The sequence below is a fragment of the Bradyrhizobium sp. LB8.2 genome (assembly GCF_040548035.1).
Taxonomy (GTDB): Bacteria; Pseudomonadota; Alphaproteobacteria; order Rhizobiales; family Xanthobacteraceae; genus Bradyrhizobium.
This window is the reverse complement of record NZ_JBEPQV010000035.1, coordinates 1-23,966: the sequence shown is the minus strand read 5'-3', so window position 1 is coordinate 23,966 and position 23,966 is coordinate 1. Positions and strand designations below refer to the sequence as shown.

26 protein-coding genes, 3 tRNA genes and 3 pseudogenes are annotated in these 23,966 nt (G+C 61.7%); 17 read left to right on the top strand and 15 right to left on the bottom strand.

The features are described 5' to 3' along the window. Positions 1-56 precede the first annotated feature (56 nt). Complete coding sequence (locus ABIB06_RS31975; RefSeq protein ID WP_354069544.1) at positions 57-980, bottom strand: ArdC family protein; 924 nt, start codon at positions 978-980, stop codon at positions 57-59. A 62-nt stretch (positions 981-1,042) separates the two neighbouring features. On the opposite strand from ABIB06_RS31975, the gene ABIB06_RS31970 reads away from it, so the two are divergent. Beyond that, entirely contained in the window at positions 1,043-2,521 is a 1,479-nt protein-coding gene (locus ABIB06_RS31970) for a type IV secretory system conjugative DNA transfer family protein (protein ID WP_354069542.1), read from the top strand. Here the strand turns inward: ABIB06_RS31970 and ABIB06_RS31965 are convergent. Both ABIB06_RS31965 and ABIB06_RS31960 read right to left on the bottom strand, forming a co-directional pair. Further along, complete coding sequence (locus tag ABIB06_RS31965) at positions 2,518-3,921, bottom strand: hypothetical protein (RefSeq protein ID WP_354125687.1); 1,404 nt, start codon at positions 3,919-3,921, stop codon at positions 2,518-2,520. The two genes, ABIB06_RS31970 and ABIB06_RS31965, sit on opposite strands and share 4 nt — an antisense overlap. A gap of 122 nt (positions 3,922-4,043) precedes the next feature. Then, the gene (locus ABIB06_RS31960) at positions 4,044-4,802 is read right to left on the bottom strand and encodes a hypothetical protein (protein WP_354069538.1); all 759 of its coding nucleotides are present in this window, start codon (positions 4,800-4,802) and stop codon (positions 4,044-4,046) included. A gap of 125 nt (positions 4,803-4,927) precedes the next feature. On the opposite strand from ABIB06_RS31960, the gene ABIB06_RS31955 reads away from it, so the two are divergent. The 5 genes and pseudogenes from ABIB06_RS31955 to ABIB06_RS31935 all read left to right on the top strand — a co-directional run. Beyond that, positions 4,928-5,254: a hypothetical protein gene (locus ABIB06_RS31955; RefSeq protein ID WP_354069536.1), complete on the top strand. Its 327-nt coding sequence runs from the start codon at positions 4,928-4,930 to the stop codon at positions 5,252-5,254. A 12-nt stretch (positions 5,255-5,266) separates the two neighbouring features. After that, a complete protein-coding gene (locus ABIB06_RS31950; RefSeq protein WP_354069534.1) occupies positions 5,267-5,650 on the top strand; it encodes a hypothetical protein in 384 nt (127 codons plus the stop codon). Positions 5,651-5,873: 223 nt separating this feature from the next. Then, positions 5,874-6,236, top strand: a complete 363-nt coding sequence (locus tag ABIB06_RS31945) for a hypothetical protein (protein WP_354069532.1) — start codon at positions 5,874-5,876, stop codon at positions 6,234-6,236. Continuing rightward, positions 6,233-6,652 carry a hypothetical protein gene (locus tag ABIB06_RS31940; protein WP_354069529.1) on the top strand — a complete coding sequence of 140 codons (420 nt, stop codon included), beginning with the start codon at positions 6,233-6,235 and terminating at the stop codon, positions 6,650-6,652. Before ABIB06_RS31945 ends, ABIB06_RS31940 begins: the two co-directional genes overlap by 4 nt. 281 nt (positions 6,653-6,933) lie before the next feature. After that, a pseudogene (locus ABIB06_RS31935) lies at positions 6,934-7,458 on the top strand (tyrosine-type recombinase/integrase); the annotation flags it as partial. A 153-nt stretch (positions 7,459-7,611) separates the two neighbouring features. Here ABIB06_RS31935 and ABIB06_RS31930 read toward each other — a convergent pair. Together ABIB06_RS31930 and ABIB06_RS31925 are read right to left on the bottom strand one after the other, a co-directional pair. Further along, positions 7,612-7,686: transfer RNA gene (locus tag ABIB06_RS31930), tRNA-Thr, on the bottom strand. 164 nt (positions 7,687-7,850) lie between these two features. After that, complete coding sequence (locus tag ABIB06_RS31925) at positions 7,851-8,342, bottom strand: hypothetical protein (RefSeq protein ID WP_247443362.1); 492 nt, start codon at positions 8,340-8,342, stop codon at positions 7,851-7,853. A gap of 304 nt (positions 8,343-8,646) precedes the next feature. Between ABIB06_RS31925 and ABIB06_RS31920 the strand changes: the two genes are divergently transcribed. After that, positions 8,647-9,132 carry a hypothetical protein gene (locus ABIB06_RS31920; protein WP_354046519.1) on the top strand — a complete coding sequence of 162 codons (486 nt, stop codon included), beginning with the start codon at positions 8,647-8,649 and terminating at the stop codon, positions 9,130-9,132. Between the two features lie 45 nt (positions 9,133-9,177). Next, complete coding sequence (locus tag ABIB06_RS31915) at positions 9,178-9,690, top strand: hypothetical protein (RefSeq protein WP_354046521.1); 513 nt, start codon at positions 9,178-9,180, stop codon at positions 9,688-9,690. A gap of 63 nt (positions 9,691-9,753) precedes the next feature. On the opposite strand, the gene rlmB is transcribed toward ABIB06_RS31915, so the two are convergent. Further along, complete coding sequence (gene rlmB, locus ABIB06_RS31910) at positions 9,754-10,584, bottom strand: 23S rRNA (guanosine(2251)-2'-O)-methyltransferase RlmB (RefSeq protein WP_354046523.1); 831 nt, start codon at positions 10,582-10,584, stop codon at positions 9,754-9,756. Positions 10,585-10,789: 205 nt separating this feature from the next. Between rlmB and ABIB06_RS31905 the strand changes: the two genes are divergently transcribed. Continuing rightward, positions 10,790-10,875 (top strand) — tRNA-Tyr (locus tag ABIB06_RS31905). Between the two features lie 120 nt (positions 10,876-10,995). Here the strand turns inward: ABIB06_RS31905 and ABIB06_RS31900 are convergent. The 3 genes and pseudogenes from ABIB06_RS31900 to ABIB06_RS31890 form a co-directional block, all read right to left on the bottom strand. Then, a complete protein-coding gene (locus ABIB06_RS31900; protein ID WP_354046525.1) occupies positions 10,996-12,027 on the bottom strand; it encodes an LLM class flavin-dependent oxidoreductase in 1,032 nt (343 codons plus the stop codon). Between the two features lie 194 nt (positions 12,028-12,221). Then, positions 12,222-12,395, bottom strand: a pseudogene (locus tag ABIB06_RS31895) (LysR family transcriptional regulator); the annotation flags it as partial. Positions 12,396-12,400: 5 nt separating this feature from the next. After that, on the bottom strand, positions 12,401-14,458 hold the full coding sequence (locus ABIB06_RS31890; RefSeq protein ID WP_354046527.1) for an ATP-dependent helicase: 2,058 nt from the start codon (positions 14,456-14,458) through the stop codon (positions 12,401-12,403). Between the two features lie 128 nt (positions 14,459-14,586). Here ABIB06_RS31890 and ABIB06_RS31885 point away from each other — a divergent pair, with 128 nt between their 5' ends. Continuing rightward, entirely contained in the window at positions 14,587-15,180 is a 594-nt protein-coding gene (locus tag ABIB06_RS31885) for a TMEM175 family protein (RefSeq protein ID WP_354046529.1), read from the top strand. Positions 15,181-15,192: 12 nt separating this feature from the next. Here ABIB06_RS31885 and ABIB06_RS31880 read toward each other — a convergent pair whose 3' ends face one another. Continuing rightward, on the bottom strand, positions 15,193-15,567 hold the full coding sequence (locus ABIB06_RS31880) for a YciI family protein (protein WP_354046531.1): 375 nt from the start codon (positions 15,565-15,567) through the stop codon (positions 15,193-15,195). A gap of 203 nt (positions 15,568-15,770) precedes the next feature. Here ABIB06_RS31880 and ABIB06_RS31875 point away from each other — a divergent pair, with 203 nt between their 5' ends. Together ABIB06_RS31875 and ABIB06_RS31870 are read left to right on the top strand one after the other, a co-directional pair. Then, entirely contained in the window at positions 15,771-15,956 is a 186-nt protein-coding gene (locus tag ABIB06_RS31875) for a hypothetical protein (protein WP_354046533.1), read from the top strand. Between the two features lie 353 nt (positions 15,957-16,309). Beyond that, a tRNA-Gly gene (locus ABIB06_RS31870) sits at positions 16,310-16,383 on the top strand. 332 nt (positions 16,384-16,715) lie between these two features. On the opposite strand, the gene ABIB06_RS31865 is transcribed toward ABIB06_RS31870, so the two are convergent. Genes ABIB06_RS31865 through ABIB06_RS31855 form a run of 3 tightly spaced genes read right to left on the bottom strand, consistent with a single transcriptional unit; the run spans position 16,716 to position 19,153 of the window. Continuing rightward, positions 16,716-17,522, bottom strand: a complete 807-nt coding sequence (locus ABIB06_RS31865; RefSeq protein ID WP_354046535.1) for an ABC transporter permease — start codon at positions 17,520-17,522, stop codon at positions 16,716-16,718. Beyond that, positions 17,519-18,115 (bottom strand): ABC transporter ATP-binding protein, encoded by a 597-nt coding sequence (locus ABIB06_RS31860; protein WP_354046537.1) that lies wholly within the window; start codon positions 18,113-18,115, stop codon positions 17,519-17,521. The genes ABIB06_RS31865 and ABIB06_RS31860 overlap by 4 nt, the downstream gene beginning before the upstream one ends. A gap of 3 nt (positions 18,116-18,118) precedes the next feature. Further along, positions 18,119-19,153 (bottom strand): Cj0069 family protein, encoded by a 1,035-nt coding sequence (locus tag ABIB06_RS31855; protein ID WP_354046569.1) that lies wholly within the window; start codon positions 19,151-19,153, stop codon positions 18,119-18,121. Positions 19,154-19,513: 360 nt separating this feature from the next. Here ABIB06_RS31855 and ABIB06_RS31850 point away from each other — a divergent pair. The 5 genes and pseudogenes from ABIB06_RS31850 to ABIB06_RS31830 form a co-directional block, all read left to right on the top strand. Next, positions 19,514-19,758 (top strand): annotated as a pseudogene (locus ABIB06_RS31850) (chromate resistance protein ChrB domain-containing protein); the annotation flags it as partial. A gap of 49 nt (positions 19,759-19,807) precedes the next feature. Further along, positions 19,808-20,041, top strand: coding sequence for a PepSY domain-containing protein (locus ABIB06_RS31845; protein ID WP_354046539.1), 234 nt, complete (start codon positions 19,808-19,810; stop codon positions 20,039-20,041). A gap of 17 nt (positions 20,042-20,058) precedes the next feature. Next, a complete protein-coding gene (locus tag ABIB06_RS31840; protein WP_354046541.1) occupies positions 20,059-20,952 on the top strand; it encodes a DUF1259 domain-containing protein in 894 nt (297 codons plus the stop codon). Between the two features lie 210 nt (positions 20,953-21,162). Beyond that, complete coding sequence (locus tag ABIB06_RS31835) at positions 21,163-22,251, top strand: YncE family protein (protein ID WP_354046542.1); 1,089 nt, start codon at positions 21,163-21,165, stop codon at positions 22,249-22,251. Between the two features lie 175 nt (positions 22,252-22,426). Beyond that, positions 22,427-23,089 carry a hypothetical protein gene (locus tag ABIB06_RS31830; protein WP_354046544.1) on the top strand — a complete coding sequence of 221 codons (663 nt, stop codon included), beginning with the start codon at positions 22,427-22,429 and terminating at the stop codon, positions 23,087-23,089. Position 23,090: 1 nt separating this feature from the next. Here the strand turns inward: ABIB06_RS31830 and ABIB06_RS31825 are convergent, their stop codons facing one another. Next, positions 23,091-23,381 carry a hypothetical protein gene (locus tag ABIB06_RS31825; RefSeq protein WP_354046546.1) on the bottom strand — a complete coding sequence of 97 codons (291 nt, stop codon included), beginning with the start codon at positions 23,379-23,381 and terminating at the stop codon, positions 23,091-23,093. A gap of 201 nt (positions 23,382-23,582) precedes the next feature. Continuing rightward, positions 23,583-23,966 (bottom strand): glutathione binding-like protein (locus tag ABIB06_RS31820; RefSeq protein ID WP_354046548.1); only part of this gene is annotated, 384 nt, incomplete at its 5' end.

The following is a 23,966-nucleotide window of genomic DNA, read 5'->3' as shown; positions in this document are numbered from 1 at the left end:
GGCAATCTCCAAAGAAAAACCCCGGCGGTTAGGCCGGGGCTGAGGTTTTCAAAGCGTCAGAACGCAATGGAATCGCCCATCTCCTTCTCGGAGATCTGGCGTTGGGTCTCAGGCTGCACCTCGGGTTCGGCCTGATGCCTTACCCAGTCCGCAGCCTGAGAGGCGTAGGAAGCGGCTTGGAAGATTGCCCGCTTGTCGTCCTTCAGCACCGTCAGCCAGTTCTCGACGTATGAGGCCGAGCGATGACGGGCAGGGATGCCGGAGTGAGCGCATAGGAAGGCGCTTCCGAGCTCCGCAACCAGCTCCTCGAAGGCGTAAGCATTGCTGCCGAACCTGGTGGAGAGATTGCGGTTGAGGCGGTCTTTGTGGCCGGTTGCGTGGATGACCTCGTGAAAGGCCACCCCATAGAACTCGTCCGGACTTTCAAACCACGAGTAGGGGGGAAGCACGACCTGGTCACGTTGGGGGTAATAAGCCGCCTTCGTGCCCGAGTATTGAAGGTCCAAGCCGCAATCGCGAATGAGCCTTAAAGCCCCTTCGTAAACCTCCGTCTCCGGAGGTGGTTCGACAGTGGCTTGGTAGGCTGGAGGAAGTTTCTCCAGCTGCTCAACGTGGAACACCGTGTACGTTTTCAGAAGGCTTTTCTTCTTCATCTCGCCGGACGTTTCATCCGGCTTTTCCGTCCACTTGGTGAAGACCACCGTGCTGCCGTGCTCGCCCTTGCGGACGTGCGCGCCGATGTCGTTCGCCTGCTTGAAGGTCATCCAGGAGTGGGAATGAAAACCCCGCTCCATAGCTTCGGCCCAGAGAAGCAAGGTGTTTATCCCCGAGTAGGGACGCCCAGTAGCGACGTTCGTGGGGACGTAGGCGATACCGGCTTTCTTTTCGATGGCCCATGGCTTCGTCCAGGGAATAACCCCTGCCTCCAGCTGCTTGATGATGCTGTCAGTGACTTTTGAATACAGGTCTGCCGTGCGCATGAGAGTCCTCTCTGCGGGTGTGAAACGATTTGAGATGTGCGGAAACGCGAAGGGACTATAACATGGACGGAATGTTAAAGGTACTTGGCTTTATCCTGTTCGGCGTACCCATCCTGTTGTGGAGAGTATTGCGCGTCGTATTCGGCATCGTGAAGTATGTGTGGCAGCTCATCAGAACGCAAAAGGGGCTAACCACGCATGGCGATGCGGACTGGGCCACGGACAAGGGGTTGAGGAAGGCAGGAGCGTTTGAGCCTTACGGCTCCTATCTTCTCGCCTTCACGAAATCCGGGAAGCGGATTTACGGGCGCCCGCGCCGTGGCGTGATCGTGTTGGCGGGACCGGGACAGGGGAAGTCGCAAAACGCGCTGGCCAACTTCAAGAATAAGATGCTCGTCGAGCCCAACCGGCGAGAGCACCTGCTCATCCACGACCCGGCAGACGAGCTGTATACCCGAGGAAAATCCATGCTGGAGGAGGCGGGGTACGTCATAGAGAAGATTGATACCGTCAATCCCAGCCTGGGCATCCGGTACGATGTCCAGTCTTACCTCGACCCGAAGAGCATGAACTACCGCGGGGACCTCCAGGCGCTGTGCGAGTTGCTGATTGCCCCGGAGCCGAACTCGCGCCAGCCGCACTTCGTCGATTATGCCCGTAAGATGCTGCAGGACGTGATTACGCTGAACCTCATGTTCGAAGGCGGGAAGCGAACCCTGGCAGAATGCGTTGATGAGTTGCTGAACGACAAAAAGCGGGATGCCCTCATCAAGCGCATGGAGAAGTACCCTTACGACTTCAACGCGATGGAGATCTTCGCCAAGATGAAGGGTGACGAAGGGGTAGGCATGCAGTCGACCTCACTCCGCAAGCTGGATGTCTGGACGTTCGAGTCCATGCGCCGTATTGGGGAGGTAACTCCCACCCCAACAAACCAGCGGGGCTGGTCCTTCGAGGATATGCTGAGCCATGACAAACCCTGCGCACTCTTCGTCCGGACCGGCCTGGCACCGGGAGGCGGAGAGTTTGCTCGCGTGGTCTTCGGCAACGCCATCAACACAATCCGCCGGCAGTGGGACGCCACCGGCATCCCCAATCCGCGAGGTCTGCAAGCGTTTATTGACGAGGCTGCCCGGCTGGGGACCTGCAACGCTCTTCTCGATGGACACAACGAATTGCGGAAGGCCAATTACAGCCAGTGGCTTGGCTTTCTCAGCTTCTCCGCGATGAAGCATTGGTACGGGGAAGAAGCCAAAACCCTGTTCAACGGCTGTGACCATATCGTCCTGCCCGGAAACCAGGACATGGAGGTCAACGAAACCTACAGCAAGATGATCGGCGACATGACCATCGAAAGCGGGTCCCGTAATCAGGGGGAGTACGGTGAAACCAGCGGTAAGAACGAACAAGCCCGCCGTCGCGTCAAGGCGGACGAACTCCGGCGGGCCGACGAGGAAATCTCGTTTGCGATCCGTGGCAACCTGAACATCAAGGGGCTGCGGACGTTCTCCATCAAGAAAGGCAAGCCCGTCCTGCGCTAGTGCTTGACGGCTTGTTCTTCCTGCTGCGCCTCGATCCAGTTGACCAGCTCGGGGTGCCCCATCTCGGCGAGGAACATCTTGGCATCCGTGATGGTGATTTCGTCGTTCTCGTACGCGTCGATGATGTCGTTGGGGCTGAACCCCTTGAGGTACTTCCCGATGGTGTCATTGAAGAATCCCTCGGCAGCCTCAAGGTCGCGCTCGAACCCGTTGATGCGCTCGTGCAGGTCGATGGAGTGCTCGATCTCGTTGACCCGGGCGTCGATACCCCGGACCTTCTCCTCCAGCTCCGACACCTTCACGATGGTGTTGTTCGCGTAGTTGTTGGCCTCTCGGAAGTCCGCCGCCCGTAACGCCTGAGCGTAGGTGGCCTTCTCGTATTCAGCCTCAGCCTGGATGGCCCGGTCGATACCCTTAGAGCGGATCTTGAACAGGCCGAAGTCGAGGTTCACACCGCGCCGGAATCCCATAAAGTGGGTTTTCTCGTAGGTGGCGCCCGCGGTGCCGGTCCTAGCTATGGCGTCCTCATGGGCTCCTTTAGCCAGCTCGGCCTTCTCCCGCGAGGTCCTGGCTTCCTCGCGCCAGTAGGCGTACTCGGTCCTGAGCCGGTTCACCTCCTGGCGCTTGTCCTTGAGGATGCGAAGCTCATTCAGATCGCGGCGAGCGTGGTTGAATCTTTGGGCACGGGTGAGAGCCATGTCGTCCTCGCCCTCTGGGGCGTCCTCTGCGTCGGTTTCTTCCTCGGCAGGGATAGGCTCTTCGTCTGGCTCCGGTAGCTCCTGTGTGGGGGCGTCTAGGGGCATCTCATCGGCGGGGGGCCGAGTCTGCTCCGGCTCCGCCTTCTGATCCGCCTCATAGCGTTCGGCTTCCAGCTTCGCCGCCTTCAGCTCAGCCGCTTCTGAAAAGCTAATACTTGCGTCGATGCCGAGAGCCTGAAGTTCTGAGTTACAGACCTTCTCCCACAGGTCCTTGATCCGCTCGGTGCTGTTGCGATCGGTGGTTTTGAACACACGCCGGCCGGTCTCGATATCGGCATCAACGAAGATGAAGTGGCAGTGGGGATTCTGTTCGCCCCAGTTCTGGATGGTGAAGTAGAACGGCGCCCGCCCCAGGCTGAGATGGAAGCCGAACTTCCGGACGGTATCGACCGCCTGGTCCATGGTCATTTCACGGGGGAGGGAGATGGTCAGCTTGTCGATGACCCGACCGTCTTTCCGGATGCGCTCCTCGCGCTCACAGAGGAAACGCTGGGCTGCATGCCAGTTGACCGGCATCCGCTCCGCATAGCGATAAACCGTCGCCGACTGACGAGAGATATAGCGCACGTGCGCAGCAGCCGTGTGAGGCTGCTTTTGCGTCCCCTTGCTGACGTGTCGATGCAGGATAAACGGGATTGCCATGCTGCCACATTATGCGGAGCTTCAGACTCGCAGTCATCTGCGAGTCATATGGTCTCCTATTCCAGTGGCACCGATAACAGATGCTGTAAAAATGGCACTAGAGCTTAAAGGGGCGTAGCGGTCTACGAATTCAACAGGCCGTTCACCCAGGCATAAACTAGATTTTCAGGGCTTTCTTTCCGTTCATGTGTCCAAGCGAAGCCGGTTGTCCATGACATCAGATTGAGAGGGGAGCGGGCATCATCGTATCCAAATTTTGTGGGCGTGACGAAATGAAGGCCATAAGAGACATTCTGGAATACCGGTACCGGCGAAGTTGGCGTGACCCAGCACTCAGTGTCTGTGCCGAATAAAAAATAGTTTGTGGCGACGATGGGAGCTCGCCGGATCGAAAAACTTGCTGGTTTTACGGATTGAAATGAGCCCGGTGGGAAAAGAGATTCAAGAGCTTGGATGGTTTCGATCTCGGGAACTGGTTTTGGATTTCGGTTCATTGCCAGAATCGTGGTATTCCGATCGTCACTCCACGAGCGTGATTGTAGTGCAAATAAATGGCCGTGTTGGCCAAGCCACGTGCGGAAATCGGTTAGGGCAATGAATACGTTTTGAGCTGTTCGTAGATGTTCAGTGAAATCGTGTCGATGGGGTTGTTGCAAGACGCCGACAAGTCCAATTTGTTCAAACGACTTTGTATCGGGGCGAGGATTGAAAGTTTCCTGCTCGAACAAATCAAAAGCTGCTTGGGCAACTGCTGTTCGAGTTTTGAGTCCTGTCTTCTTCCAAAGTTTGGTGACCTTTTCTTCGTAAGTTTCGGGAAGACTAAAGGTCTGGTTTTTGGTAACTTCCCTTTTGCGGTTGTCTTCGCCTTTTCCGTTGCTCATTGCAGCCCTATTAGCGCGCTAATATGAGAATCATAGGGCACTAATACTGCGCTTTTCAGAGAACGTATCAAGATGCTCCCATCCCCGGGCCGAGCGGCCGTCGGGGTAACGCATGGGAGATTATCATGGACGAGCCCAAAGTCCCCACCATGAAGGGGATCGCCTACCTAGACTGCAGCCCTTTCCCGCAGCCCGGCGAAAGGCTTTCCCCCACGGAGCGCACGTTCGCCAAGCTCCGTGCGACCCATCCGGTGTTCGACACGCCGGAAGGGTTGGCGGTCGGGCTATTCCACAAGACGGCCTACTCCACGGTGACCGGCGAGCCGATCTCCTACATCGACTGCCGTCACCAAACCCCACGTGGTCAGAAAATCAATGACCGCTTTATCTTCGCCATCCGCAACGGCCAGCTCACACTTGTCGAGCACCTGAGCCGCCGCGTCGCAAGCTAAGAGGAGAGGAAAATGAAGTATCTCGTACCCATTGGTAATCGCCATGTCATCCGGATCGTGGAGAAGCGCGGTGTCGCGCCGCACGCGGTCGTCGTCGAGAAGCGCAAGCCCCGCGTCGATCGCCGCCGCATCCGCCAGTTCCAGCAGAATGTACTGAACACCGAGCGCGATGCACAGATACTGCGCCTTGCTCGTCCGGCTTACTGGACGGCGGGCGGGCGCCAGACCTTCATGTTGGAGCGTTTGGATGTCGGCAAGAATGGTCGCGTAGTCGGCATCTTTAAGAGCCGTTACTACAACCCAGTCGAGCGCGTCTACTTCACTGATCGCTTCCTCTTTGGTGTCCACAACGGGGCGCCGAAGGAGTTGAAAGAACTGCCGCGGGTGGTCGGGTGACGATGCTTGGCCTCATCGAAACCATCCTGAAGCTCGCCGTCCAGGTGTTCATATTCTTCGTGACCCTGGCGGTGCGCATCGTCTCCGGCATCCTCGGGGCGCTCTGGTCAGCCTTTCAGAACAGGGCGCCCCGTAATGCCTACCAAAGCCCCTTGGCGCCGACTTACCGGCCGAGCGCCAAGGTCTACCATCATAAGCCTCACTCTCATAAGCGGAGGAAGCAGTGGCGGCGAAGGTAAAGCAGCTGGATGGCAACGGCACCGCGGCGGCGTTCGTCGCCGCGGTGTTCGTCCTGAACTGGGTTTGCGCGGAAGTCACGGGCTACCCCTTCGCGTGGTGCTGGGGAAAGCAACTCCTCCAGCCAGTGCTGGAGCCATGGGTTTTCGTGATTCACTTCATGGCCTTGGCGTACTTCGCGGCCTGCGCCTGGACCATGGAGGCCATTAAGGCTGTTAAGGGCTTAATGGTTGTTGTCGTCATCTTCGGGCTACCGACCTTTACAGAAATCATGTTTCGCCACGGCAAAAGTTGCCCGTCTGGTATTGTTCCCACTATGAGCATGCCTATGTTTGGAGGTGTCCCGTGAGTGAGGTCTATATTATCTGGGGCTCGGCGGAGCACGATAAGATGCGTGACAACATTGCGCTCGCAAATGGCTTTCAGCTCTATCTCTTCTATTCCGAGAAAGAGACGGCGGGATTTTTGAAGCGTGATGTGTCCACCCTCAAAAGGTGGCGCCGGGCGGGCATGTTCAAAAATAAGTTTCCCACCAAGTCCGGCGAGGATGGGGTGAGATACCTGGGCTTCAATATTGCTGACCTGATAATTTACGGGACCGGAAAATGGCCAAACGAACCGGACGAAAGCCTTTCCAGCTCGGGTCCTACTGGCTCGGGCAAAGGCGGGGAAGCTCTTCCTGGTATCGCTGCTGGCGAGAAGGGAGCGGGACCCAGCGCGTCTCTCTCTGCACGGCGGATTTTGAGGAAGCCAAACAGCGACTGAACGACTGGTACGTGCTGCAATCCCAGCCGGAGCAATCTGTCGATCAGGTCAAAATCGCCGAAGTGATTGCCCGCTATTGGGACAAGCGCGGGCAATTCACCTCCCATCCGCCGACGACACGGGGCCACTGCGACTACTGGCTCAACCAGTTCGGCGAAAAGACTGTGGAGGAGGCTTGCTCCTTCACTGAGCAGGAGCGGTTTAAAACCGTTTTGCTCGAAGCCGGGCTCGCACCTCAGTACATCAACAACATCATCTCCACAGGGCGCGCCGCGGTCCGTATGGCGTGGAAGAAAGGGGAGATCCCATTAGTCCCTCCGTTCACGTTGTTGGAGGTTGGGGAGCAGGAGCCCATGGGGCGGCCTGTGAGCATCGAGGAAGGCAAGCGTCTGCTCAGCGAGCTGCGAGACCATGTCTGGCTTATGAACGTTCTCCTCATCGCCACCACAGCCCGTCCTGCGGCCATCCTTCAATTGGACTGGTGCCAGTTCAATTGGGAACATGGCCTGATTTTTCTAAACAAGCCCGGGCGCAAGCAATCGAAAAAACGAAGGCCCGTCGTACGCCTTCCCGCGTTTGCCAAAGCCATTCTCCTGCCTATCAAGAAGGACAGTGGCCCGGTTATCTCGTTCGAGGGTAAGCCGGTCAAATCGGTGCGGACGGCATGGAGAAAAGCGCGGCTGCGTGCGGGCTTCGACCAGTCGGTGACCCTCTACTCATGGCGCCATACCCTGGGCCGCTGGATGCGCTCCAAGGGCGTCCCGAAGTGGGAGGTGCAAGGCCAGCTCGGGCACGGGAAGGGCGTCACCGAGCGCTATGCTGAGTTTGACCCGCTGTTCCAGAAGGAAGCTACCGCCGCCATCGAAGCCTTCTGGCATGCGATGCACGGGGACACTTTGGGGACAGTACGCGGGGGTGTTTGGACGATGAGCGGTAAGATATTGGAAACAGACACGAATTGGTGCCGGCTGAGGGGATTGAACCCCCGACCTTCGGTTTACAAAACCGCTGCTCTACCGCTGAGCTAAGCCGGCGACGCCAGGAAAGCGGGCAGGGCTCGGCAATGCGCCGAGTTTGTCCCCGTGCGCGCCGCAATATCAGACTTGGTTGGAAAGTGCCAGAACCCGCCAAGATCGTCGCGGGCATGAAACAGGCGGCCCGAAGGCCGCCTGTTCTGATTTGCTCGACTTATGCCACCTTATTGGCAGATGTGCTGGCGGCCGTCGTCGCCCTTGACCCGGGTGCCGGGCCGACAAACGATGCCGTTGCGAGCCGCGTAGGTATCCCAATTGCCATACCAACCTTGTTCGCTGCGGTTGTAGCTGCCGTAGCCGCCGGAATTGTCATAGGCGTACGAGTTGTCCCAGCTGCGGAACGGCGCCGAGGCAACGGCTGCCGCGGTCCCGACGGCGGCGCCTGCAACCGCGCCCGCAGTAGCCACCGGCCCGAAGCCGTTGTTCGCTCTGTTCACGTCATTGTAGCGGTTCTGGTCGCGGTAGGCCGTTCGCCGATATTGTCGTTCTTGACGGCTGGTGGCGTAGGGACTGCCCCGTCCCATATTCTGGCAATTCGCGCTGGGGAACATGGATTGGCACGCGGCGGGATTGGAGAAGGCCGCTTGACCAAGTGCGGGGCTTGCCAACGCGGTCGCAGCGATCGCGGCCGCGCCGATCAGTTTCAGGCTCATCATGGCATTCTCTCCATGTTGTTAGACCGTTGCTAAGTGCGACCGTCGGCAGCTCGTTCCGCAATTTGGCGCAAGTGCGGTCACATCGGCGTGAACCCGCAGGGGATGTGCATTTTGTGGCATGCAACCCGTCCGTCGAGGCGTAAGCCGCGCCGTGGGCACGTTAATGCTTTGATAGCGCGCTCGCTTGCATTGAAGTGCTTTCCGATCCCTACGCGTTAGGCTTACCGGAATTTTGCCGGCATCCCTTAACCCACTCGGCCCGACGATCCGATAGGTTGTGGACTGGATAACCGGGATCCTTTCCATGCGCGCCCTGGCGCTCGCAGCGCTTCTGATCGGACTGCCCGTAACCGCTTTTGCCGGCGGCGGCTTCGATATCGTCATTCCCGGCCGTCCGGGCGTGCCCATCATCATCAACAACATCGACGCGTCCTATACCGTGATCGAGGGTACCTGGGGCTTGGGGAAGAACGTCCAGGTGCAGCCCACGATCTATGGCGGGCGCTATGTCGCCGAGCGGCAGCCTGCCGACGTCGGCCATTACTACCCGACGCTGGGCCTGCGGCCCGGCTATGGGCGGCTCGAGGTCGAGCCGTCCGCGAACCGCAAATTGCCGAAGCCGGCGGAGAGCTATCACCAGAGCTGGGGCGCGCAATCGGCGCCGCTGCCGGCGCAGATGGACGTGCCCGTCGATCCCCCGCCGGTGATCCTCGCGCCTGAGATCAACGAGCAGCCGCGGCGTCCTCGCCCGCGGCCACGTGCGGAGATGCCCGGCAGGCGGCCGGGTTAAGAAACGACAAAATCCAACAAACGAAAATCAACAGGAGAGAGTGTAATGCGTCAGATGATTTCGGGACTGGTCGCGGCGGCTGCCGTGATGTTCATCGGGGCCGCGCCGGCCGCGGCCTGCGGCTTCAATCCGTGCCAGCCGGTTGCGCCGGTCTATTCCGGCTGCAACACCGGCTGCGGCGGCTATGGCTATGGTGCCTATGAGCGTCTCGCCGAGCCGACCACGCAGTATTATTACGTCAACCAGGGCCCGACCTATACCGGTCCGGGCGCCTTCGCGCCGTATCCGACCTATCGTGAGGACGCAGTCGTTGCGCCAGCCAACTATGGCTACGGCCGTGGCTATGGCTATGGAAACGGCTATGGCTATCGTGCCGCCGCAGTCGCAGCCGGCGCCTATCCCTATCATCGGCCGTACTATCGTCCGTATCGCTACGGCTACGGACCGCGCGCCCGCTATCTGCCGCGCACGCACTACGGCTACGGCCCGCGTTACGGCTATGCTCCTCGCCATGCGCCGTATTACGGCGGCCATCGCGTGCTGCGCCGGTATTACTGATCGCCTGATCGGCTGAGCCAACGAAGCGCCCGTCCGCGCGATGCGGACGGGCGTTTTGTTTTTTTAGGGCTTCATCAGCCCCAGCCGGCTTGCTCCGATATAGAGCGAGAGCACGGCGGCGTTCGACACGTTGAGGCTCTTGATCTCGCCGGGCACGTCCAGCCGCGCCACGACGCTGCAGGTGTCGCGGGTCAATTGCCGCAGGCCCTTGCCTTCCGCGCCCAGCACCAGCGCGAGCGGCTCGCGCAGCGTGACCTCGGAGAGATCCGCGCTGCCTTCACTGTCCAGCCCGACGGTCTGGAAGCCGAGCTCGTTCAGCGTGGTCAGTGCGCGAGCGAGGTTTTGTACCGTCACCATCGGTACCAGCTCCAGCGCGCCGGAGGCGGCCTTGGCCAGCACGCCGGTTGCTTCCGGACTGTGGCGTGCGGTGGTGACGATCGCCTTCACCGCAAACGCCGCCGCCGAGCGCAGGATCGCGCCGACATTGTGCGGGTCGGTGATCTGGTCGAGCACCAGCACCATGCCGTCCTGCTCCAAATCCTCGATGTCGGGCGAGGGCAGGGGATCGGCCTCTGCGAGCAGGCCCTGGTGCACGGCGTCGGGCGAGAGCAGCCGGTCGATCTCCTGGGGCCGGACGATCTCCGGCGTGACGCGGGTCTCGATATTTTCGTCCGCGAGCCGCTTTGCGGCGTTCTCGGTCAGCGTCAGCTTGCGGATCTGCCGCTGGGGGTTGGCGAGCGCCATGGTGACCGTGTGCCAGCCATAGAGGATGACTGGCCCGTCGGTGTTCGAATCACGCTCGCGCGAGGCCGGCCGGCCGGCCGATTTTCCGGGTTTTTTGAAGGGCTTACCGCCGCCGCGGTAACCCTTCGGGCCGAATTTTCGATCATTCATAGGTCTGCTTGTGTCATGGGTCCCGGAATATGGCAATTTGGGTGCCTTCGATGGCCATTTTAGCTGGTCGGCTCGGTTGACTTTGCCCCACCGCTTCGCCCATAAACGCGGCCGGTCGCGTCCCTATCCGGGCTCTTGCGGCTTCATGTTCCATGGCCGTCTTCGGTCGCCGGAAAGGTCCGGCCCGATTGTGCTGCCGTCGAGCGGGGGAGTGTCCCGAGTGGCAAAGGGAGCTGACTGTAAATCAGCCGTCTTATGACTTCGAAGGTTCGAGTCCTTCTTCCCCCACCAGCCTTCGCTCGCTTCGCGAGCTACGGCTCGGCAAGCCAGCCCAATCAGCGTCACGCGAAGCTAACTAAGTCAGCTGCTCCGTAGCCCAGAGGGCACAGGCGGGCTGTCGCAGCGCGTAAGTCACCCCATCATCTCTCGCACCATCGGCATCACCTTCCGCCCGTAAAGCTCGATGCTCGTCATCAGCTTCTCATGCGGCAGCGGGCCCGCCGAATACTTCAGCTGAAACCGCGCAACGCCCAGCGCCTTTGCGGTCTTCGCGATCTTGCGCGCGACGGTCTCCGGCGAGCCGACATAGAGCGAACCGTGCTCGGCCTCGTTCACGAACTCGTCGCGGCCCATCGGCGGCCAGCCGCGCTCCTTGCCGATGCGGTCGCGCATCGCCTTGTAGTCGGGCCAGAGATCTTCGCGCGCTTGCTCGTCGGTCTCGGCGACATAGCCGGGCGAGTGCACGCCGATCGGCTTTGCCGGGCGGCCAAACTCCCTGAACGCGCGGTGATAGAGATCGACGAAGGGTGCGAAACGCGCGGGATCGCCGCCGATGATCGCGAGCATCAAGGGCAGGTCGTAATGCGCGGCGCGCACCACCGATTGCGGGCTGCCGCCGACGCCGATCCAGGTCTTTAGCGTGCCGTTCTCGACCGGAGGATAGACGAGCTGACCCTTGAGCGGCGGACGCAGCTTGCCTTCCCAGGTCACCGGCTCTTGCGACAGCAGGGCCGTGAACAGGTCGAGCTTCTCCTCGAACAAAGCCTCGTAAGCCCGCAAATCAAAGCCGAACAGCGGAAAGGACTCCGTGAACGAGCCGCGGCCGAGGATCACCTCGGCGCGCCCGTTCGAGAGCGCGTCCAGCGCCGCAAAGCGCTGGAAGACGCGGATCGGATCGTCCGAGCTCAGCACCGTCACGGCCGAGCCGAGATGGATCCGCTTGGTACGCGACGCGATCGCTGCCAGCACGGTCTCCGGTGAGGAGATCGCGAAGTCGGCACGGTGATGTTCGCCGAGGCCGATGAAGTCGAGGCCGAGCTCGTCGGCCAGCACCGCCTCGTCGACGACGTTGCGGATCACCTGCGCGTGCGGAAGCATCGCGCCGGAAGTGTCCCTGGTGACGTCGCCAAAGGTATCCAGTCCGAATTCGAGCGGTGCGGTCATTGATGAGGTCTCTGCGGGCGCAACTGGCGCCTGTCACTGTGGGCGGGAATCGCTTTGGGGTGGAGCTAGGCGGCAGTGACCGGCGCAACAATGCTGCTTCGCGAAACGCAGCGTTTCCGCTTTTTCATCGTGTCGGGCTCGCCCGCGCCTTCAGCCGGACCGGGCGAACGTATCGACCAGGGTCTCGCGCAGCCAGCGCTGTAGTGATTGACGGTCGCGACCAGATTGCGCGACAGCCCGCGCGAGGCGAGGAAGAGGTCGTAGGACGGCAGGGTCTTGCCGGCGAGGCTCACATCGACATGCCCCGCATTCAGGAAGTTGCGCGAGCTCAGCCGCTTCATCGCCGAGAGCGGATGGCCGCGCCGCACCGGCGCTACCGCCACATCCCGCGCATCCGGGCGCCGATGTCGACCTTCGGGCCCTGCGCCGCTGTGCGGGCCGCGCCCGCTGCGGCCTTTGGCCAGGCGGTGCGTTCGAACAGATAGACCAGTTGCTCCGGGATGAAGCGGGTGCGCGAGGCGTAGACGTGGCGGTCGCCCTTGGCGGCCTGGCCGTGGGTGAAGAAGCGCTGCGGCACCACGAGGTGCAGATCGTCCTTTGCGCGGGTCATCGCGACATAGAGCAGGCGGCGCTCCTCCTCGAGCTCCGCGCTGGTGCCGGCGCCGAGATCGGACGGCATGCAGCCGTCGACGACGTTGAGCACGAACACCGACTTCCACTCCTGGCCCTTGGCCGAATGGATGGTGGAGAGGATCAGATAGTCCTCGTCACGAAGAGGAGGCCCGGATTTGTCGCTGGTCGCATCCGGCGGATCGAGCGTGAGCTCGGTCAGGAATTTCTCGCGCGAGGCATAGCCGCTCGCGATCTGCTCGAGCTGCATCAAATCGGCGCGGCGCGTCTCGGAGTCCTCGTGGAGGCGATCGAGATGCGGTTCGTACCAGAGCCGCACGCGTTCGAGATCCGTCGGCCATTCCGAGTAACGCAAATTTTCGATGGTGCGGACGAAGTCGGTCCAGTCGGCGCCGGTGCGAGCTGGCACCGGAAGCTGGCCGAGCGCGGCAAGCGGATCGGTGCTCTCCGCCATCTGGTCGAGCACGCGCTGCGCCGTCGCAGGACCGATGCCCGGCAACAGATGCAGAATGCGAAAGCCGGCGACGCGGTCGCGCGGATTCTCTGTGAAGCGCAGCAGCGCCAGCACGTCCTTGACGTGGGCTGCATCGAGGAATTTCAGCCCGCCGAACTTGACGAAGGGAATGTTGCGGCGGGTGAGCTCGATCTCCAGCGGACCCGAATGCGAGGACGTCCGGAACAGCACCGCCTGATGCTTCAGGAGCGCGCCTTGCTCGCGGTTGGCCAGCACCTCCTCGACGATGTAACGGGCCTGGTCGGCCTCGTCATGCACGGTGACGAGCTGGGGTTTTTGCGTGGAGGCGCGATCGGTCCAGAGGTTTTTCGTGAAGCGCTCGCGGGCGAGGCCGATGACGCCGTTGGCCGCCGCCAGCACGGTCTGCGTCGAGCGGTAATTGCGGTCGAGCGTGATCATCTCGGCGCGCGGCGAGAAGCTTTGCGGGAAGTCCAGGATGTTGCGGACAGTCGCGGCGCGGAACGAGTAGATCGACTGGGCGTCATCGCCGACGACGGTGAGGCCGCGTCCGTCCGGCTTCAGCGCCAGCAGGATCGAGGATTGCAGGCGGTTGGTGTCTTGGTATTCGTCGACCAGCACATGATCGAAGCGGCCACCGATTTCGTCCGCGATCAGCGCATCGCTCATCATCTGCGACCAGTAGAGCAGGAGGTCGTCGTAATCGAGCACGTGCTGGGCCTGCTTGGCCTCGACATAGGCCGCGAACAGGCCCTTCAGCTCTGCCGCCCAGCCTGCGCACCAGGGATAGTGCTGGCCCAGCACCTTCTCGATCTCCATCTCGGCATTGACGCAGCGCGAGTAGATCGACAGGCACGTGCCCTTGGCCGGAAAGCGGCTCTCGGTCTTCGACAATCCGCGCTCGTGCCGGACCAGGTTCATCAGGTCGGCGGAATCCTCGCGGTCGTGGATGGTGAAGGAAGGATCGACGCCGATCCGCTCGGCATATTCGCGCAGCAACCGTGCGCCGATGCCGTGAAACGTGCCGGCCCAGGTGAGCGCGTCGCGCATGATCGCGGCATTGTTCTCGCCGAGCACTTTTCGGGAGATGCGCTCGACCCGGCCGGCCATCTCGGCCGCGGCGCGGCGCGAGAACGTCATCAAGAGGATGCGGCGCGGATCGGCGCCGGCGACGATCAGATGCGCGACGCGGTGGGCCAGCGTGTTGGTCTTGCCGGACCCGGCGCCGGCAATGACCAGCAGAGGGGCGCCCACGGTCGCACCATCGGCCACGCCATGCTCCACGGCGCGGCGCTGCTCCGCATTGAGCGTGTCCAGATATGTCGCCACGAATCGCCCCGGTGAAACAGCCAGAGTCGGCCATCTCGTTGCGAATCGCAATGCGGCTGGACGGAACCGATGTTAAGACCTAGGGACAAGACCGCCTTAAGTTCCAGCCCGAAAAGCGCGCACCCGGCATGACCGAGCCCAAGCCCGAACAGTTCGAGATGCGGCGGCTGGAATCACTCAGCAACACCATCTTTGGCGTCGCCATGACGCTGTTGGCCTACGACTTGCCGAAAGCCGCCGTCTTCACCAGCGCGCCCGACTGGAACGATCTCGCCCGGGTCTATTCCGGCAAGCTCGCCGGCCTCGCGCTCAGCTTCATCATCGCCGGCGTGTTCTGGATCAGCCATCACCGGCGATTGGTGCGCCAGCCCGTCGGCAGCCGCGGCGCGGTGATCGTCAATCTGTTCTTCCTGCTCTCGATCGTACTGCTGCCGGTGACCAACGGTCTCTACACCAACTTCCCCATGAGCAGCGCGGTCGCCGTGCTCTACGGCCTGCACCTGACTGCGATCGCCGGTCTCAATGCCTGGCTGTGGTGGAGGATTCTTGGCGGCTGGCGCCACGAGATCATGGCCTCGATGTTTCCGCTGCTGGTATTCGTCCCGGGCACGATCGTTGCGGCGTTCGCGCCGCATGTCGCGCCGTTCGTGTGGTTCATCGCCTTCGGCGGGCTGCTGATCCAGCGTTTCTATGTTGGGCCGCCGACCAAGCCGGACGCGTAAGGCGGCTCACACTTATGTCGCACCGAACCCATCGGCCGGCACGTAGAGCTTGACGGGGCGGATTTCGTAGACCGCCGTCGGATTGACCTGGCGCAGCGTCCGCGCCGCTGCGATCGCCTCCTCGTCAGTGTCGAACTCCATAAGGTGGAAGCCCAGGAGCTGCTCCTTGGTCTCGGCAAATGGGCCGTCCAGCACCACGCCCGCGCCGGGGCCACGCAAGGTGCGGGCCTTTCGGGTCTCATCCAGACGGGCGGCCGGCCCGAAATGTCCGCTCGCCCTCAAGGTCGCCTGAACCTCCAGGACCTTGGTTACGACCGCGGTGTCCTTCTCGGGCGTCCACGACAAGATCTCGTCTTCCACGTGATAGGCCAGGATGGCGTAAAGCATCGTTTCCTCGTTGATTTTGCTGCGCGCAGCTCAAAGGACGTATCACGATGGCTGGGGCCGACAATGGCGGTGAGGAAAATATTGCGGCGTGCCGGCCTCGATGAAACCGTTCTGAAACCCGATTGCGGGCCCGCCGGGTGAACGCTGCCCCAAGCCAGGACGACTGATGGCCACAAGAACACGGAAGGCCATCGGAGGCGGCAATGTCGGGTCACACCATCAAGATCATTTGCGACGCGCGGCGGGCGGCGCAATCGGAGCCTGCCGATTTGCACGATCAGAGCGGTCACCATCGTTATTACGGCAGCTCGGTCGAGAATGGCGGCGAGCGGATCGTTGAGAGCCGCCGGGGCAAACGCCCGCGCGCCCTCAATGTCTGCCGTTTTTGAAGGCTTCGGCGAAACCGGCCTGAGCGGCGCCCGCCTACGAAAAAGGCGCGGCGGGGAAGCCCCGTCGCGCCCGATTTCTTGCTCGCTGGTCCAGGGCTGAGAGCGCCCCGATGCCAAGCCTTTATTCAAAGCTTAGCGGGCGATCCCAGCGAGGTGACAGCGTTTGGTAAGACACACTGGATCACCTCCTTTCGTTGGTTTCGGAAGAGCTTAATATAGGCGGCAATGCTGCCGTTGTTAAGGGGAGGCGGGTCGGGAGGAACCGAGGGCTGTCCGCAAGGCCGGCAGGCGCCGGACAAGCCGTTTCCTGAGCAGTTGAGACCGCCGCCCGGCCGTGTTAGGGAGCCCCTGTCGCGGGTGTAGCTCAATGGTAGAGCAGCAGCCTTCCAAGCTGAATACGAGGGTTCGATTCCCTTCACCCGCTCCACGATTTTCTGCGCCACGGCGCGATTTTGCGCGATGGCCTGCGATCCTGTGCGATCGCGCCCACCTGATGGTTGCGCTTACGCGCGTCGTATCGATAGTCGGTCACTAGTGGCCTGCGCTCGGTTTTGTCGCGCACTTCGCCAAGACCACCGGCCGATATCGGCGGGTAGATGGTCGCTGTTCCACTGAGGATCGACAGCTATTTGCGTACTTGAATTGCATGGGAAGGTGATTGGTGCACCGGCAATAGGCGTGCTTTCATTATTCACCCCCGGGCGGATTCTTCCGGCTGGACCCTACAAGCGGGACTTGATCTTCGGACGACCGAAGCTTTCAACTGGATGTATCTGAGGTAATTCGATCGAGGCGCAATCGATGTCGATGATCAGTGAGCAGGCGAGCGCCTCCCACGACAGCAACGAGAGTGCCCAAGCCTGTCCCGCCAGCGATCAAGAACATGATCAACAGCTGATATTTGACCGCGTCTATGGGTTCGACGCCCGCAAGAATCTGGCCAGTCATCATCCCCGGCAAGGAAACGAGGCCGATTGCCGCCATGCTGTTCATGATCGGCATGAAGCCGCTTCTCAACGCGTCCCGTATGATCGGCAGCAGGGCTTGGTGTCGGGTGCCGCCGAGTGCAAGGCAAGCTTCTACGGCGGCTCGTTCGCGCACCAGGCTATTTGTCAGCACGTCCAAGCCCAGACTTATTCCAGTCATGGTGTTGCCCAGGATCATGCCCAGCAAAGGCAGCGCGTAGCGCGGATGATACCAAGGATCGGGGCGTAGTTCCGTCAGAAGGGCGAACATCGTGACGGTACCGGCGGCGAGCAGCGTGCATCCGGCGCCCAGGCCATACTTCCAAACGCCCGGAAGGCGCCGCTTCTGCCGCGCGACGATTTCCCGAGATGCGAAGATAACCATGATGACGGCTGCAAGGGCGGTCCAAAGGGGCGACACCGCGGCAAACAGGAACGTCAGCACGTATCCAACGAGGACGAGCTGAACCACCATGCGCACCGTCGCGATGGCCAATTGCTTCTCAAGCTTGAGGCGGAGAGCAAGCGAGAGAACGCCGTCCATGACGACGAGGAGCGCGGGGAGGGCCAGATCACCGTACGAAAGCTGGATGTAGGTCACGGCCGGTTTTCCTCGATGCAACCATCGGGGCCCATCGCGAATGTCCTTGACCCGACGCGGCGGGCTTGAGCGTTGTCGTGCGTGCTCCAGATGACGCTCGTTCCATTCGCAATGCGTTCGGCGATCAGGGATTCCACGGCCGCGGCGGATGCCGAGTCGAGCGCCGAGGTTGGCTCGTCCAGCAGAAGCACCCGCGATCGCAGCATGAGCGCCCGCACAAGCCCCAGACGTTGTCTCTCACCGGTCGAAAGCCTTTGGATCGGCCAAGGTCCGCAGCCGTCCGGAAGCCCCAGGCGCGTGACCAGCGGCAGGGCATCATCCCAGGTCGTGAAGTGCTCGTGCACAGTGTCGGACCACCAGCCGGGCTCGGCGGCGAGATAGGTCACTCGCTTTCGCCAGGCGGGACCGGACATCGCCTCTCTCAGCGTTCCGTCGAGCTTGACCGTTCCTTCGTTGGGATCGAGGTCCGCGATGGAGCGAAGCAGCAGAGTCTTCCCGACCCCAGAAGGCCCTTGCAGGGCGACGCATTCGCCGTCCTGCAAGTCGAAGGACACGGAGATGTGCAAGCGCTTGAGGCCGCTGACCGTCAGCATGCGTCAAAGCTTAAGCTGCAGCCGATCGGCAACGCGCCTGGCGATCTCCGCCGGCGCCTCGCCCGGGTAGGGATGCACCGAGCTGACGTTGATCTCGCCGAGCACGTAGCTGTCGCTCCCGTCGGCCTGGACGGGGCTGAGCATGAAGTCGGCATCCCAGATGGCTGGCAGGTCACCTCGCGCGATATCCAGCAGCGAGGTTAGCTGCGGCGTCCACTCGTCTTCCATCAACCGGCGCAGCCGCTGGAAGCGCGGGTCGGCGTTGGACGTGTAGAGCCGCGGCCCGGCCCCGGCGCGTGCGGCCGGCGAGTCGACCAGGGCCTTGACCTTGTGATGGCCGAAGCCGGCGCAGCGATCGCCAGCCATGTAGCAGCGCACCACGCCTTCGCTCAGGCGAGACTGGAACGGTTGGTCGATCACGCTGCCGCCTTCGAAATACTCCGCGCAGCGACGGAGAAAATCATCCAGCGACAGTTCCTTGGGAGTGTCTTTGGTCGCGTCCAGCACCCTGATCATGGGGGAAGTCGGCAGCCTCTCGACCTTCCAGACGCCTTGACCACCGTTACCCCGGTTGCGCTTGATCACGCGCGGACCGGCGGCAAGCCGTGTCGGCAACTCGGCGCGCATCGCTTCGGCGGTTTGATACAGCGCTGTGTCGCTTCCCCACGCCATCGAGCGGGTGCGGTAGAGTACCTCCTTGGTGCCCATCTTGAGGATGACGTCCGGATGAGCGCTCACCCACACGCCCTGCGCGGCGACCTCGCGCAGCATGGCGTCGAGGCCGGCGCGATTTCGACCGTCTTGAATTGGGTTCACCCAGACGAGCACGCCGTCCATTGCGAGCAATTGTTCGCGGACGGCGTCGGCGAAGCTTTCGTCGTAGATCGCGGGGCGCGCTTCGACGCCGACGGCGGCGAGCGCTTCGAAAACGTCAACGAAGCGGCCGTTTTTCGGGGTCGCATCTCGACGCGCGACGGCATCTCCTCGCGAGAGGATGGCGACGGTACGTCGGGGAGAGGGTTGTCTTTGGGTATCCATGCGCAAGCTCCACGTGTTGCGTGCTGCGCAGAGCTTGGACCGAAGTCTCGGCGGGAGTCTGCTTGATCCCGCTCAGGCAGTCTACGTGAGGTCGCGTGGATCCTTCAAGCCGCCGTTTTTCGGCCTACCGGGGTCCCTCCGGTGGCGGAATCGATTGCGTTCCATTCGATCGGTGAAATCTTCGTGACGTTCCGGCGATTGGTTTGGCACCTAAGCGAACGCGGGTTGACAGCCCAGCCATCTGGGCTTTTTATTCGGGCCACGGGGATGTGCGATCTCCCCGCGAGGCGTCATGCCCAAGAATCGCGTCCTGATCACCAAGGGCGCAGCATGTCAGCATCGTACACCTCCATTTCACCAGTCAAGGAACTCGGTTTGTCGTCGCCCGTCCTGGCGCGGCTGGCCACGATGGTCCACGCCGCTGATGCGGGGCGCCTCGATCTGCCTCCGGAGGCGCCGGACCTGCTCGCAGCCTCGCTCGGCTTGTCGCGCATGTTCGACGACGACCTCGATCAGTTGAAGCGGGCTTCCTGCTCTATGACGCGTTCTACCGATGGTGCCGCGTTGCGACCAAGGAGACGCGCAATTGGCCGACCAACAAGTGAGGGCGGAGGCAAGACTACTTCTGGGGCAGAGACAACCAGGAGATCGGAAATGCGAACATCGATGTTCTATCGGGCAGCGCTCTTCGTGGCGCTTGCGGCGGGACACCCGCCCGTCCACGCCCTGACCCAGGATGAGTTCGTCGCCAAGATCCAGGCGGCCGGCTACTCGCAGGTGACCGATGTCAAATCGACCGCCGAAGGCACTACGGCCAAGGCGGTGAAGGACGGCAAGCCGGTCACGCTCGTCGTCGACAGCAGCGGGCAGATCAAAGAACGAAACTGAGGTGGAGGAGATGTACGATGAAACGCACAGTCTGGACCCTGACGGCCGTCAGCCTCGCTCTCGCCTACTTGCCATTCGTCTACGTGGCACGCGCGCAAGCGATCGATTGGCAAAAAGTCGACGATACCCTCGGTAGGAAGGCAGCCGTCTCCGACGACGTCCACCGCTACGGCTTCCCGCGCAGCGATCTTTCGGTGACCCTGGACGGCGTGACGATCAAGCCGGCACTGGCGCTGGGCGGCTGGGTGGCGTTCAAGCCAATGCACGGCGGCGCCATGGTCATGGTGCTGCTCGAGACCGAGATCAATCCCGTGATGGCGAAGATGATTGCGAGCGGCCTCGAAATCACCGCTGTGCACAATCATCTGCTCCGCGCGAGCCCGGCGACGTTCTATATGCACGTCGCCGGCCACGGCGACCCCGTCAAGCTGGCCTCGGCGATCCACGATGCGCTGGCCGAGAGCAAGACGCCGCTGACCGCCGCGGCGCCGACGAGCCCGCCGCCTGCCGTCGATCTCGATACGGCAAAGCTCGACCAGATCATCGGCGTCAAAGGGCAAGCCAATGGCGGCGTCTACCAGTTCAACGTCAAACGGCGCGACCCGATCACGCAAGAGGATATGCCGTTGACCCCAGTCGGTCCGATGGGCGTCGCGATCGGCATCAATTTCCAGCCGACCGGGAACGGGAAGGCGGCTACTACGGGCGACTTCGTGCTGACCGGCAACGAAGTCAACCCGGTCATTTTGGCGCTGCGGACACACGGCATCGAGGTGACGGCGCTTCATAGCCACATGCTGGACGAACAGCCGCGGTTATTCTTCATGCATTTCTGGGCGAACGACGACGCTGTTAAGCTCGCCGAGGGCTTGCGCGCCGCGCTCGACAAGACGCCCAGCACGAAGAGTTGAGCCGAAGTTAGAGCGAGGAGTTTGCCTAATGACAGGACGAGCGAGGAGAAATCGAACGATGAGAAACTTGGCTGCTTGGCTAGTTGTTTGGGCTGCTCTCCTTTCGAGCGGACAGCCCGTTTGGGCGCAAACCTGCAAGATCTGCTCCGAGCAGCGGGCCGCGTGTATGAAGAATTATGCCGGACCGGCATGCAAGACCGAGTATCAGATGTGTCTCAAGTCCTGCAAGAAGTGAAGGAGACCGGTCCGAGGAGCTCGACTGCGACGTGCCTCATCGCGGCACTCGCTGCCGGCATCGGGGGCCTGGTCACCCTCGATGCCGGCTTTGTCGCGGCCGACGCGCTTATTCCGACGTTGACGGCGGCAGCTCAACCGGCAGAGCACAAGGCCCCCCTTGAACTCGAAGCAAAGATCTTGCTTGGCGACGTGCGGGGCCGGATCGATCATCTGGCCGTCGACCTGAAGCGGCAGCGATTGTTTGTGGCCGAGCTTGGCAACGACAGCGTTGGCGTCGTCGACCTGGCTGCTCACAGCTTGCTTCGAACCGTTACCGGGCTAAACGAGCCCCAAGGCGTCGGCTATGAGCCGTCGACCGACACCCTTTATGTCGCCAATGCCCGCGATGGATCGGTGCGGCTCTTCGAAGGCAATGAGTACAAGGCGACCGGACGGATCGAGCTCGGCAGCGATGCAGACAATATCCGGATTGATGCTGCGGCCAAGCGCGTTGTCGTCGGCTATGGTGATGGTGGTCTGGCGGTCCTCGACCCGTCCACTCGCGCCAAGGTTCGAAGCGCACCGCTGAAGGCGCATCCGGAAAGCTTCCAGCTTGAGTCCGACAGTGGGCGCATCTTCGTCAACTTGCCGGACGCACGCGCGGTCGCGGTGGTTGATGGCGCTTCCGGGAAACAGCTTGCCAACTGGCCCTTAGACAAGGGCGGCAATTTCGCGATGGCGATCGATCGCGACCGTGGCCGCATCCTTCTGGCGTACCGCAGTCCCGCCGAACTTGCCGTCCTCTCGACAGATGGCAAACCGATCACGAGTGCGGAAACCTGCGACGACGTCGATGATATCTTCGTCGATGGGAAGCGCAATCGTGTCTATGTGAGCTGCGGCGCAGGATACCTCGACGTCTTTGAGATCGATGAGGCAGCCTATCGGAGGATCGTGCGCCTGCCCACAGCAACTGGGGCGCGAACGTCCCTCTTTGTGCCGGAGTTGGACCGTCTGCTTGTGGCCGTCCGGGTCGGGCCCGCTGGGCCGGCCGCGATCTGGGTGTTCAAACCAATGCCGTGAGATCGATTTCGTAGGGAGGCGGCCCATGTGCAGACGTAGCCGAGGCTTTCGCAGCTCCACGAGATACCTTGTGCCACGGGTCGCGGTCACTTTGGCGCTGGTCGCCTGGTCTGTTCCAGCTTCCGCCTATCGCCCATTCGACGGCACCGACGCCGCCGTCGCAAAGAAGGGCGAAATGGAGATCGAACTGCAGCCGGTGGGGCGTTTGCGCGATGAGAGCGGCACAAGCCTGATCGCGCCAGCCTGGGTCATCAACTATGGTTTGAGGGATGATTGGGAAGCCGTCTTCGAGGGCCAGGGACAAACACCGCTCTCTCCATCCGGGCCAACCAGCCTGACCGCGGCCGGAGCCTTTCTCAAGCATGTGATTGTGCCCGGGAGCCTGCAGGACAAGACCGGCCCGAGCATTGCGACGGAATTTGGCGTTCTTCTCCCGGATAGTACCGGCAATTCAGGCGCCGGCTTAAGCTTGGCCGGCATTGTCTCGCAGCGCTGGGATTGGGGCACCATCCATCTGAACGCTGAGACGGCCCTTACCCGCGACCATCATGGCGATGTCTTTCTTGGCGCTATTATCGAGGGGCCGTCGACGTGGACAGTTCGCCCTGTCGCAGAAGTCTTCTACGAGAACGAGTTTGGGAAGGAGGAGACGTTTTCCGGTTTGGTCGGCTTGATCTACCGGGTGCGGGACGATCTGAGCTTCGACGTCGCAGTCCGTCATGCACTCACCGGCAGGCACCCGGTGAACGAAATTCGCGCCGGCCTGACCTTCGGCTTTCCGCTTTCCTTCTCCGAAGGTCACGCCGCGCGACAGTCGTCGCCGACGCCGCCGAGATAGGCTACCGGCGATCCGATTTCTCTGGATGGGCGCGCCAGTCTCGGCCGACCGTTTGATGGTTGTCGTCGGGTGTTGCCTGATTGGCGTGCTCATCGTCGCCGCCTTGGGCCTTCCAGTCGCGTCCGATCTTGACGTCTTCTGCGCGGCTGCGATCCTGCGCGCGCGATTGCTCCGACTGCTGGGGCGGCGGTGCCTCCTGGACAGAGGTGGACTGCGCTCGGGCGGCGGCTCCGCCGAATGCGAAGGTCAGCGCGAAAGCGGATAACGCCGCAAGCGATGTAGAGCTTTTCATGGTAACTCCCTTCTTCATCAGAACTGTGCATCAACTCGCCGGAACGCGCATTGTTCGTAAACGAGCACGTCTTCACCTACGCCGCGACTGCGTCTCGTAAAATGCGAGGGTTGCGAGGGTTTGGACGGTGCAGCCGTTTGTGGGGCAGCCATGTTTCCCGTGAATGAAGGATGGCTGAAGATATTTTAGGCGGCGAAATCGTCAATATTTCGGCCTGTGTGCATTGGCCCATTCGCGTGCGTGTTCGATCGGCAGGCGCTGCACGGCCGCGCGAACTGTTTGCGTTGCGGGCTGATTATCTATGCGTTCCCGCCAGCGGCAGAATGCCGGGAACTTTGGATACATCGATTGCCCCTCGGCGGTCAGGCTGAAGGCGAACGCACTCGGCAGCAGATAGAAATCCGCTATCGAGAGTTCGTCCCCTAAAGGGAAGTGCTTGCCATGCGAAAGCTGGCGCCCAGCTGTCAATCGGCCTGCAAATTTGACGCCTCGTATTGCCGCATCAGCGAATGTTACCCTGATGGCGCCATTGGACTGGTCGATGCGACCTCGACTGATCGGCCGCGCCAAGTGGCTTTTCCGGCT

Excerpts from the sequence above, each read along its gene's own strand:
- ABIB06_RS31975 (WP_354069544.1), bottom strand. The coding sequence starts at position 980 with ATGCGCACGGCAGACCTGTATTCAAAAGTCACTGACAGCATCATCAAG.
- ABIB06_RS31950 (WP_354069534.1), top strand. The coding sequence starts at position 5,267 with ATGAAGTATCTCGTACCCATTGGTAATCGCCATGTCATCCGGATCGTG.
- ABIB06_RS31825 (WP_354046546.1), bottom strand. The coding sequence starts at position 23,381 with ATGAAAAGCTCTACATCGCTTGCGGCGTTATCCGCTTTCGCGCTGACC.
- ABIB06_RS31875 (WP_354046533.1), top strand. The coding sequence starts at position 15,771 with ATGTCGGGTCACACCATCAAGATCATTTGCGACGCGCGGCGGGCGGCG.
- ABIB06_RS31900 (WP_354046525.1), bottom strand. The coding sequence starts at position 12,027 with ATGACCGCACCGCTCGAATTCGGACTGGATACCTTTGGCGACGTCACC.
- ABIB06_RS31920 (WP_354046519.1), top strand. The coding sequence starts at position 8,647 with ATGCGCGCCCTGGCGCTCGCAGCGCTTCTGATCGGACTGCCCGTAACC.
- rlmB (WP_354046523.1), bottom strand. The coding sequence starts at position 10,584 with ATGAATGATCGAAAATTCGGCCCGAAGGGTTACCGCGGCGGCGGTAAG.
- ABIB06_RS31880 (WP_354046531.1), bottom strand. The coding sequence starts at position 15,567 with ATGCTTTACGCCATCCTGGCCTATCACGTGGAAGACGAGATCTTGTCG.
- ABIB06_RS31855 (WP_354046569.1), bottom strand. The coding sequence starts at position 19,153 with ATGGATACCCAAAGACAACCCTCTCCCCGACGTACCGTCGCCATCCTC.
- ABIB06_RS31970 (WP_354069542.1), top strand. The coding sequence starts at position 1,043 with ATGGACGGAATGTTAAAGGTACTTGGCTTTATCCTGTTCGGCGTACCC.
- ABIB06_RS31845 (WP_354046539.1), top strand. The coding sequence starts at position 19,808 with ATGCGAACATCGATGTTCTATCGGGCAGCGCTCTTCGTGGCGCTTGCG.
- ABIB06_RS31830 (WP_354046544.1), top strand. The coding sequence starts at position 22,427 with ATGGAGATCGAACTGCAGCCGGTGGGGCGTTTGCGCGATGAGAGCGGC.
- ABIB06_RS31885 (WP_354046529.1), top strand. The coding sequence starts at position 14,587 with ATGACCGAGCCCAAGCCCGAACAGTTCGAGATGCGGCGGCTGGAATCA.
- ABIB06_RS31965 (WP_354125687.1), bottom strand. The coding sequence starts at position 3,921 with ATGGCAATCCCGTTTATCCTGCATCGACACGTCAGCAAGGGGACGCAA.
- ABIB06_RS31960 (WP_354069538.1), bottom strand. The coding sequence starts at position 4,802 with ATGAGCAACGGAAAAGGCGAAGACAACCGCAAAAGGGAAGTTACCAAA.
- ABIB06_RS31915 (WP_354046521.1), top strand. The coding sequence starts at position 9,178 with ATGCGTCAGATGATTTCGGGACTGGTCGCGGCGGCTGCCGTGATGTTC.
- ABIB06_RS31860 (WP_354046537.1), bottom strand. The coding sequence starts at position 18,115 with ATGCTGACGGTCAGCGGCCTCAAGCGCTTGCACATCTCCGTGTCCTTC.
- ABIB06_RS31925 (WP_247443362.1), bottom strand. The coding sequence starts at position 8,342 with ATGATGAGCCTGAAACTGATCGGCGCGGCCGCGATCGCTGCGACCGCG.
- ABIB06_RS31840 (WP_354046541.1), top strand. The coding sequence starts at position 20,059 with ATGAAACGCACAGTCTGGACCCTGACGGCCGTCAGCCTCGCTCTCGCC.
- ABIB06_RS31955 (WP_354069536.1), top strand. The coding sequence starts at position 4,928 with ATGGACGAGCCCAAAGTCCCCACCATGAAGGGGATCGCCTACCTAGAC.